We start from the raw sequence: 9633 nt of genomic DNA on the forward strand, positions 1-9633 counted from the left end.
AACTGTAAAGTAGAACATTAGAATATTGAAACAAAATCATTTACGAATAACTTTCTAATCACAACCAAATTTTATTTATAATTTTTTTACATTCTTTTATATAAATAGTGTACGAATTAAACGAAAAAAGCGATATATCAGCATTTGCAATTACTAAAAAAGTTACTAAATAAGTTATTACAAAAGTTAGTATTAATATCCCATTTTGAAAAACAAATTCTAAACTTACAATATATTTTTCTATATTTTCAATCTTATTTATTTCAAATATATTATCTGCTATTCGATGTAGCATTTTCTCATCTGCATCTTCTATCAATCTTAAATATTTCTAAGGTATATCGTTAAATTTACTCTTTAATTGTCTTATTACTAAGCTTTCCATACCCTTTTCCATGCTCTTTTTTAATTCTTCCTCAGTATATCTTTTAGCTCTTCTTTTATAGCCGCTACAAAATCACTGTGCCAATCATTCATTTTATTTTATTTTCCTTATCCTTAATTATATCACATTTCCCTCAAAATAGGTATAGCTTCGCCATACGGGCGCCAGTGAATTAAATTCACCGCCTCCGCTCTAAAGCTTTATAACCACCAGTAATATTTATGAGCGCCGAAACGTCAGCATAAATGTTACTGGATATTATTACTACTTTTTATTTATTCGACATAAACTAAAAAATTCCTTCTTTTTAAAACAATTTTTTTAATTAATTTTTTTAGCTTCTCATCTCTAGTAATTGATTTACATCTTCCCCTACAAATATACCTAGGTCTACAAAATATACATTTCCTGATAAAATTAACCTTATTTTTGCTCTGCCTTTGCGATTATCTATCTCTTCAATAACTCCTTTAAAATCTTTTAAAGGACCATCAATGATTTTTACTTTAGTTCCTATTTTTATTCCTGATGAAACTCCGATAATATCAGATTCATTTATTAACTGTAATATGATATGCATCTCTTCATCTTTTACTTCCATAGGTTTACTGTTATCTTCTAAAAGGTCATAATTTAATTCATTAATTGCATTATAAATTTTTTTAATGTCGTCAACTTTTACAAAAACTATCTTTGGAATTAAATATCTGGTCGTTTCTACTTTTTTGCCTTTTTTTCTTTCGAAAATAATTCTTTTAGGTAATAATATTTTGTATGACTTTTCGTTTGACTTCTCTAATATTAAATTTATTAAATTTAATGTATCAAGTTCTTTATCCTTCTTTGTCTCAATAGCATACCATTTACAGCACATGCTTTTTCATCTCCTATTAATGTTATATTACTCATAATTAATTTTACAACATCTTTGAAAAAATAAATAGCAGATAGCATTGAATTTATAAGAATATATTAGCTAAAAATATAAAAGAAATAAGCTTGTTGCAGCCATTGCTATAATAACGAATTAGTTTCAGATGCTAATTGAACTTTGCGTCTTTTGCACCTGTATAATACAAAAACTGTTCTATTTAATGACTTCCTATGTCTTACAGTATTGCCTTCAAATTTGTTTTTTGTAAAGCCAATCTGGTCTTCCTTTTCCTTCCATGTGTGACCACATAGTTAAAAAGCTTAAGTTTTACTGATTTCAACATGCTTTATTAGCTATACCTGATACGGGTATAGTGAAATTTTAGTGCTTAAAAAGTGCTTAAACTTAAAAAAACTCAATGAATTTCAAGTAATTTAACAAAATATTACAAGTACTTAAAATCCAGTCGTAATGCATCTTTAAAGTACTTAAGTAATATCAAAAACAGTTATAAAATTACCACTTTTTGGATTCGTAATCAACAGGTCAAGGGTTCAAGTCCCTTTGCCAGCTCCATATTTTAGAACATCGAAAAGCTTTTTGATTGCGAGTTGAAAAAGTATAAAAGATAAATTTACGTTGTAAAAAAATCCTGCCTTGAGCAGGATTTTAATTTATATTGATTTTAAAAATATTAATTATTTGAAAAGTTGTACTATTTCTGAGAGTGAACTAATGCTTCCATATAGAGTTAAAATGAATACTAAAATTCCTAATATCGTAAATATAGTTGGATGTTGATAATCTCCTATGATTTTTTTATTTCGAGAAGCTAAAAGCATTGAACCAAGAGTTAAAGGTAGTATTAATCCATTTATTGCGCCAGCGAATATTAGCAAAGTTACAGGTTTTCCTACAATTACAAAGATAACAGTACAAAAAACTATAAACCAAATAATATATTTTTCAAAATATCTATCTATAGATTTAAAGAATGTCCTTATGAAAGAAAGGGAAGTGAAGGAACATCCTACAACTGAAGTAGTTGCTGCAGCCCATAATACTAGGCCAAACATCTTGTAGCCAAAAGTTCCTGCTACTGTGAGGAAAGGAGTAGCCGCTGGATTAACAGAATCAAACTTTACACCTTTCATAGCAATTCCTAGAGCCCCAAAAAATAGTACATATCTCATTATGGCTGCCACAATTATTCCTAAAGTGGCACTTTCTGTAGCATTGTTTACAGCTTCAATACCTTTCACACCGCCTTGTAGTAAACGATGCCCACCTGCAAATGTTATGTAACCGCCAACACTGCCACCGATCAATGTGATTATAGGAAGAAATTCAATTTTTTTAGGTGCAACTGTTCTAATAATGACTTCACCCACGGGAGGATGTGCTGCTATTGCCACATATGTCGCTAACAAAATCATTAGAGCACCTAAAACTTGTGCAAATCTATCCATTACATTTCCAAATTCTTTAGATAAAAAGATTGCAATAGCAATTATTGCAGAAATGGCTGCGCCTATACGTGGATCTATCCCAAACATAGTGTTAAAAGCCATGCCTGTACTTGCAATATTCCCTATGTTAAATGCAATTCCTCCTATAAATACTAAAAAGGCTATAAAATATCCTAAGCCATGGAAAACGTCATTAGCTATTTCCTGTCCATACTTTCACGCTGCTATAATTATTCGCCATATATTCACTTGAGCTATAATATCTACAATAATAGTGATAAGAATTATTGTACTAAAACTTGCAAGGTATTTCTCTGTAAACACAGCTGTTTGAGTCAAAAATCCTGGCCCTATAGCAGAAGTAGCCATTAGAAATGCTGCCCCTACTAACATACTTGAAGAATATTTACCATTTTTCAAAATATACCTCTCCTTTTAATATAATATTATATATGCATAAACTTTTTGCTTAAATTAGGGTACTAAACTTCTTATAATAGTAAGGACCTTTAGAATAAACTAATAAATATTTTTTACGTACTGTCCGTTTGCATATTATAACATATGTCAAAGTGGTTCCACACCGACATCATAATATCTCTCGTTTACTTTTACCTTAAAATATTTTAATACTTTCAAAGTTTCCTTAATCTTATTTATTTTGTTTTCAGTTTCTGCAAGAATTTTATGCGCCTCAGAAAGGTCAATAGTTCTAAATCTTATTTTGTCTCCTGGTTTTAATTGAGCAAGTTTTGATAAATCAAATGAAATAACTGTTGCTATTTTTTTATAGCCACCCGTAGTTTGGGCATCTTTCAATATTATAATTGGTTTTCCATTTCCAGGTATTTGAATAGCACCCGGTAAAATCCCATCCGTAATTATGTCATGCCCTTCCTTAGCTTTAATTTCAGGTCCTTCAAGCCTGTAACCCATTCTATCAGAATCTTTTGTAATTACATATGTAGAAGTCAAAAAAATTTTTACAGCTTCTTCACTAAAATAATCGTCTTGTGGTCCTAATATTACTCTTATCTCTTCTTCACTAAAATAAGAAGGTATATATTCATCTCGGACTTTTTTCGCTTGAAGTCCTGGCTTAGAAACTCCACCCTCAAGGACATCATCTTTTTCTATCTGTCTCCCATTTATCCCCCCTAACTTTCCTCTAATGTAAGTAGAAACACTATTCATTATTAAGTCTCCTTTAAATCCTCCCGCAACTGCAAGATATGCTCGACAACCAGACTTTATTGGTCCAAAAGATATAATGTCACCTTTCCGTACAGGAAATGAAGACCAACAGGATCGTGAAAAACCATTCACTAAAGGTTGAATCTCAGCACCAGTTACCGCAATCATAGCATCATTTAAAATTTCGAGAGTTGGCCCCATCAATGTTATTTCCAGACATGGAGCATTTTCATCGTTTTCCACTAATATATTGGCGATTCTTAAAGCAAATTCATCCATCGCTCCCGATGTAGGAACTCCTTGACTTTCATATCCAAATCTACCCATATCTTGAATAGTTGTAAAGAGACCTGGATTTAATACTTTAAAGTATTTCATTCTTTTTCACCTACTTTATAAAATCCCTTCTATTTTTCAAAAATTACTTTTAACCCTACATCTTAAATTTTCTATATATAAATTATTTAAAGAATTCTTCATAATCACACATAATCACATATCTTAATTTGATAAGTTTTCATTTCTATTTCTTTTTTAATTCTGTAATACTCTTCTTCTGTTATCTGCACAAATTTTATGTAATTACCTGATTCAAAGAGAATCGGTTTTTCTCTATCTGGGTCATATAATTTTACTGGAGTTTTCCCTATTATCCTCCAGCCACCAGGGCTAGAAAGCGGATAAATGCCTGTTTGGTTACCTGCAATGCCTACTGACCCAGCTTCTATCTCAGTTCTCGGATTTTCTAATCGTGGAGTAGCAATTTTTTCAGACATACCTCCTAAATACGCAAATCCCATTGTGAAACCAACCATATAAATTCTATAAAGAGGCTGTGTATGAATACTTATTACCTCCTCAGAAGTTATGTTATGGTATTTAGCTACGAAATCTAAATCTGGTCCAAATTCTCCCCCATACACTACTGGAATTTCATATATTTTAGGCCTAAATTCTTCTGAATTTTCATTCTCATTCTTATCACTTAATTCAATCAATTTCAATAGTTCATCGTAAGCAATTTTAAAATGATCATATTTAATAAGCAAGGATCTATATGTTGGAATCATAGAAATAATTCCCGCACATTCTTCTTTTTTTAACATCCTATAAAGATTTACTACTTTCTTATTGCATTCCTCACTTATTTCATTTCCAAATTCAACTATAACAGCTTTGTCACCACACAAGAGAATTTTAGGTTTTTCATACATTGAAAATCAACTCCCTGTATTATAAAAACTTACCCATTGGTACTATTTCAACTCCATTTTCTTCTAAAATCTTTTTTATTTTTTTAGTAAACTCTACAGCCTTGGGATTATCACCATGGACACATATAGTATCAACTTTCACTTTTACCATGCTACCATCTATAGCCTCACATACTCCCTTTTTAACCATTTGAAGTACTCTTCTACAAGCCAATTCTTCATCATGTATAATAGCATTTGGAAGCTTTCTTGAAACTAAAGTACCATCAGAATTTATGTTTCTATCGGCAAAAACCTCACAAGCAAATCTCAACCCTACTTTTTCAGCCGCCATCTGCATGGCTGTATTAGCCATCCCAATGCATATAAGATTTTCATTTACTGAAGCTATTGCCTCTGTAATTGCTATAGCAAGTTTTTCATCTACTGCAGCCATGTTATACAAGGCTCCATGTGTTTTTACATGTTGCAGTTTGATTCCAAAACTTGTTGCAAATGCCTGTAGTGCACCAATTTGATATATAATATAATTCTTCACATCTGTAAGTGATAGATCCATATTTCTTCTTCCAAACCCCAGTAAATCAGGAAATCCAGGATGAGCACCCACCCCTACATCATTTTTACTACATTTTGCAACAGTATTTGACATCACATTAGGATCACCTGCATGAAACCCACAAGCAATATTTGCAGAGGAAATATATTTTACTATTTCATCATCCATCCCTATTTTATACACACCAAAACTTTCTCCAATGTCACTATTAATATCCACTTGATATTTCATAAGCTTCCCTCTTTCTTTTTATAAAATTAACGTAATAAAGTAATGATTAATTAAAGCATAAAAACATACATATTAAAAATAAAACAAAGGCACACCTATAAAAATAAAACACCTTTGTCCCACTGCAAGAATTATTCTATTTTTAAACACCAAAAACCCTACTTTAAAGACTAAAATTGCAGCTTTCATAAGCTTTACGATAGAAATGGTATCACATTTTTGTTTCAAGTTCAAGTAATTTCTTATTATGGTTTGTGTCAAGTAGTTGTTGGCAAATTTTTTTCTTCAAATTTTATCCGTATAATGTTTAATGTGTTGTGAATTTTCGTGCAATTATTTTTACTCCATTCTTATCTTCATATTCCGCCTTTTATATGACTTTTAATTCACTTAAACATTTGTATCTGAGTATTTCTCTTATTGTTTTTCTGCCGTTTGTCATTGCACAACCTTCAAACGGCATATCGCCTCTTTGCATATGATATGTTTTTGCTTTTTTCTGCTTTTTGTTTACATCCGCTGCTGATAATTTTATTTCTTCTTTTATCTCTGCTAATTTTTCTTCTGATATTATAACATTAAAGTATGTTTCTACAACACTATTAAGTTTTCCGCTTGTCTTTAAGGCTAGTATCTTTGCTAAATTGTTCGCACCTTTTTCTGTCCAACTCATTTTTCCCGCATTCATTCTGCGCGCCAATGTGTCAAATATATTGTTTTCCATTGTTCCTAAATGTTTGTATTCTATCCCTTCTGGGGCTTCTGGTATTTTTATTTCTTCTCTCTTTTGGTATGGTTTTATCCCTTCCTTATTGGCTACTAAATAGTTATATAGTTTTTCTAATTTCTTCATTTGCTTTTCATCATCTTTTTGCTCTATCATTAATTTCGCTATGTATTCTAGACTTTCTTCTGCTTTCCCTTCATCTAGCATTTTCATCAATTTGCAGGCATCTTTTTTGTTCTCTATATTCCTTATTACTGCTTGGCTTTTATGAAATGGATCTAATTGAAAATATACTCCTTCTTCTCCTAAACTTTCTTTAATCCAACTTGCTCCATCTCCATTTATTATCTTTATTTCTATTTCGTCTATGTTGTATTCTTTTGCTATCGTTGCATCTACTAATTCTTTAAATTCTTTGCTGCTTGCAAATCCTGCACATACTATTTTATTATGTGTTATATATTCATTACTTCCCGGGCTTCTTTTTACCCATCCGTCGTATGCTACTGCTAATTTTATTTCTTTTTTTCCCCTGCTTTTTTTGCCTTTTGGTCTGTCTTTGCCTTGCATTGATAACCATAATCCATCCATTTCTTGAAATAATATTTTTGTTTCTTTTTCTCCTCTTAATTTGTTTTCTTTGAATAGTTTTATATCTTGTTTTTCTAATTCTGCTATTTTTTCTCCAACCTTTTGTATTATATTCCATGCAGTTGTATGGCTTATGCTTTGATTTGTTAATGATTCTATATTTTTCGCTGCTTCTCTATATGACATTTCTGTTACATTTTCTACAACTTTTTCAATAAGATTTGTTGATATATGCCCTATTGTATCCATTTTTAAATACTCATCTAAAAGATAAACATATTCCTTTTTCCCTTCACTATTTATATGTTCATAAATTCTTTTATCAAATTCAACAGTGCCCATAATTGTTTTTATGTTTGTATGCTTTTTACCTTTACATCTATATTCTTTTTTGTCCCTTTTTTCTAGTAACATATCATCTATCTTCATGAGGATTTGAGCCATTATTTTACAAGCTTCTTCGCAAACTAATTTGTAAATTTCCGCTTCTAAATCCTTGAAATTTATTTCATTTTCGTTTAAACTTATATCTAGCATGTAATCACCTCTATAACGCTTTTTTTGTTTTTTCTATTTAAACATTATAGCGGATGATTCATGCGAATGGAAGGTATTTTTTGGATACCTTCCTTTTTCTATTTTTTACCGCCTACTAAAATTATACACTAAGCTTATTATGGTTTGTAGTCAAAGAGTAATTATAAATAATCTTGATTAAAAACCCTACTATAGGAAGCACTATCATTTTAGCCATATTATTGCTGTTTTTTTATATTAGTTATTTCAATTAAATATCAAAAATTAGCTGAATAAGTATTTGCCTATAATATAGTTGAGAACTTAAGCTCCTTTGCTAAACAACTTTAAGAATATTATGAACATTTTTAATCGTTAACGACCTATAATAAAAAAGCCTCAACACATATGTTGAAGCTCCTATTTCCTGCTGGTGCCTCGAAGTGGAATCGAACCACTGACACAGGGATTTTCAGTCCCTTGCTCTACCGACTGAGCTATCGAGGCATATGTATGATAATGGCGACCCAAAAGGGGCTCGAACCCTCGACCTCCAGCGTGACAGGCTGGCGCTCTAACCAACTGAGCTATTGGGCCGCAATAATTATTTAATTTTATGGTGGGCCTTCAGGGACTCGAACCCCGGACCAATCGGTTATGAGCCGACCGCTCTACCAACTGAGCTAAAGGCCCTTTATTTTAGTGACCCCGACGGGATTCGAACCCATGTTACCGCCGTGAAAGGGCGATGTCTTAACCACTTGACCACGGGGCCACATATTGGCTCCTCAGGTAGGGCTCGAACCTACAACCTACCGGTTAACAGCCGGTTGCTCCACCATTGAGCTACTGAGGAATATATTATCCGGCAGCGACCTACTCTCCCGAGTAATCAGTACCATCGGCGCTGGAGGGCTTCACTTCCGTGTTCGGTATGGGAACGGGTTTTTAACCTCCGCTATTGCCACCGGAAATCTTTTGTTCATTTATTCTTTTGCATATTTCGGAAAAATCTCTTTCATTAATTTTTCTCTCGAAAATATTATTTCCGTTCGCAAATTGTGTTTTCTATATACTTTTGGCTCGCTTCGTTCGTTCGGCTAAAGCCGTCTATGCGCTGTGACGTCTTTTAACACCTCTCTTCACTTCGCTCGCCTAGTATATTACGAAAACGCAATTAATCGCTCACTTCCAATAATATTTTCTTCTTTAGATTTCTCCAACATGCTTTTTTAAATGAACCTTGAATACTGCACAATGCTTAAGGTCAAGTCCTCGACTTATTAGTACCGGTCAGCTTAAAGTATTTCTACTCTTACACCTCCGGCCTATCTACCTCGTCTTCTCCAAGGTGTCTTACTCCTTTCGGATGGGAAATCTTTTCTTGAGGTGGGTTTCACGCTTAGATGCTTTCAGCGTTTATCCCTTCCAAACTTGGCTACCCAGCTGTGCGTACGGCTACGCAACTGGTACACCATCGGTTTGTCCACCCCGGTCCTCTCGTACTAAGGGCAGTTCCTCTCAAATTTCCTACGCCCGCGACGGATAGGGACCGAACTGTCTCACGACGTTCTGAACCCAGCTCGCGTACCGCTTTAATGGGCGAACAGCCCAACCCTTGGGACCTACTTCAGCCCCAGGATGCGATGAGCCGACATCGAGGTGCCAAACCTCCCCGTCGATGTGGACTCTTGGGGGAGATCAGCCTGTTATCCCCAGGGTAGCTTTTATCCGTTGAGCGACGGCAATCCCATTCTCTACCGCCGGATCACTAAGCCCGACTTTCGTCCCTGCTCGAATTGTCTTTCTCGCAGTTAGGCTACCTTCTGCCTTTGCACTCTTACGCGCGATTTCCTTCCGCGCTGAGGTAACC

The 9633-nt window shown here is 33.4% G+C and carries 6 protein-coding genes, 5 tRNA genes, 2 rRNA genes and 1 pseudogene (1 of these 14 running past the window's edge); all 14 read right to left on the minus strand.

The genetic code is table 11. The features are described from left to right. Positions 1-58 precede the first annotated feature (58 nt). Positions 59-319, minus strand: coding sequence for a hypothetical protein (locus tag Q2T46_RS06350; RefSeq protein WP_311062372.1), 261 nt, complete (start codon positions 317-319; stop codon positions 59-61). Positions 320-719: 400 nt separating this feature from the next. Beyond that, entirely contained in the window at positions 720-1259 is a 540-nt protein-coding gene (gene loaP / locus Q2T46_RS06355; protein WP_303263782.1) for an antiterminator LoaP, read from the minus strand. Between the two features lie 698 nt (positions 1260-1957). Beyond that, positions 1958-3121, minus strand: a pseudogene (locus Q2T46_RS06360) (NRAMP family divalent metal transporter). A gap of 174 nt (positions 3122-3295) precedes the next feature. After that, positions 3296-4300, minus strand: a complete 1005-nt coding sequence (locus tag Q2T46_RS06370) for a biotin-dependent carboxyltransferase family protein (protein ID WP_303263780.1) — start codon at positions 4298-4300, stop codon at positions 3296-3298. A gap of 104 nt (positions 4301-4404) precedes the next feature. Further along, a complete protein-coding gene (gene pxpB / locus Q2T46_RS06375; protein WP_303263779.1) occupies positions 4405-5136 on the minus strand; it encodes a 5-oxoprolinase subunit PxpB in 732 nt (243 codons plus the stop codon). Positions 5137-5155: 19 nt separating this feature from the next. Next, complete coding sequence (locus Q2T46_RS06380) at positions 5156-5926, minus strand: LamB/YcsF family protein (RefSeq protein ID WP_303263778.1); 771 nt, start codon at positions 5924-5926, stop codon at positions 5156-5158. A gap of 370 nt (positions 5927-6296) precedes the next feature. Continuing rightward, the gene (locus tag Q2T46_RS06385) at positions 6297-7781 is read right to left on the minus strand and encodes an ISLre2 family transposase (RefSeq protein ID WP_303263777.1); all 1485 of its coding nucleotides are present in this window, start codon (positions 7779-7781) and stop codon (positions 6297-6299) included. Between the two features lie 410 nt (positions 7782-8191). Then, positions 8192-8267: transfer RNA gene (locus tag Q2T46_RS06390), tRNA-Phe, on the minus strand. 13 nt (positions 8268-8280) lie between these two features. Then, positions 8281-8357, minus strand: a tRNA-Asp gene (locus Q2T46_RS06395). Between the two features lie 20 nt (positions 8358-8377). Further along, positions 8378-8453, minus strand: a tRNA-Ile gene (locus Q2T46_RS06400). 10 nt (positions 8454-8463) lie between these two features. Beyond that, a tRNA-Glu gene (locus Q2T46_RS06405) sits at positions 8464-8535 on the minus strand. 6 nt (positions 8536-8541) lie between these two features. Then, positions 8542-8616, minus strand: a tRNA-Asn gene (locus Q2T46_RS06410). A gap of 7 nt (positions 8617-8623) precedes the next feature. Then, positions 8624-8732, minus strand: a 5S ribosomal RNA gene (gene rrf / locus Q2T46_RS06415). 291 nt (positions 8733-9023) lie between these two features. Further along, positions 9024-9633: ribosomal RNA gene (locus Q2T46_RS06420) — 23S ribosomal RNA — on the minus strand; it runs 2265 nt beyond the window's last position.

This window comes from Thermoanaerobacterium sp. CMT5567-10 (genome assembly GCF_030534315.2).
Taxonomy (GTDB): domain Bacteria; phylum Bacillota; class Thermoanaerobacteria; order Thermoanaerobacterales; family Thermoanaerobacteraceae; genus Thermoanaerobacterium.

Excerpts from the sequence above, each read along its gene's own strand:
- loaP (WP_303263782.1), bottom strand. The coding sequence starts at position 1,259 with ATGTGCTGTAAATGGTATGCTATTGAGACAAAGAAGGATAAAGAACTT.
- Q2T46_RS06370 (WP_303263780.1), bottom strand. The coding sequence starts at position 4,300 with ATGAAATACTTTAAAGTATTAAATCCAGGTCTCTTTACAACTATTCAA.
- pxpB (WP_303263779.1), bottom strand. The coding sequence starts at position 5,136 with ATGTATGAAAAACCTAAAATTCTCTTGTGTGGTGACAAAGCTGTTATA.
- Q2T46_RS06380 (WP_303263778.1), bottom strand. The coding sequence starts at position 5,926 with ATGAAATATCAAGTGGATATTAATAGTGACATTGGAGAAAGTTTTGGT.
- Q2T46_RS06385 (WP_303263777.1), bottom strand. The coding sequence starts at position 7,781 with ATGCTAGATATAAGTTTAAACGAAAATGAAATAAATTTCAAGGATTTA.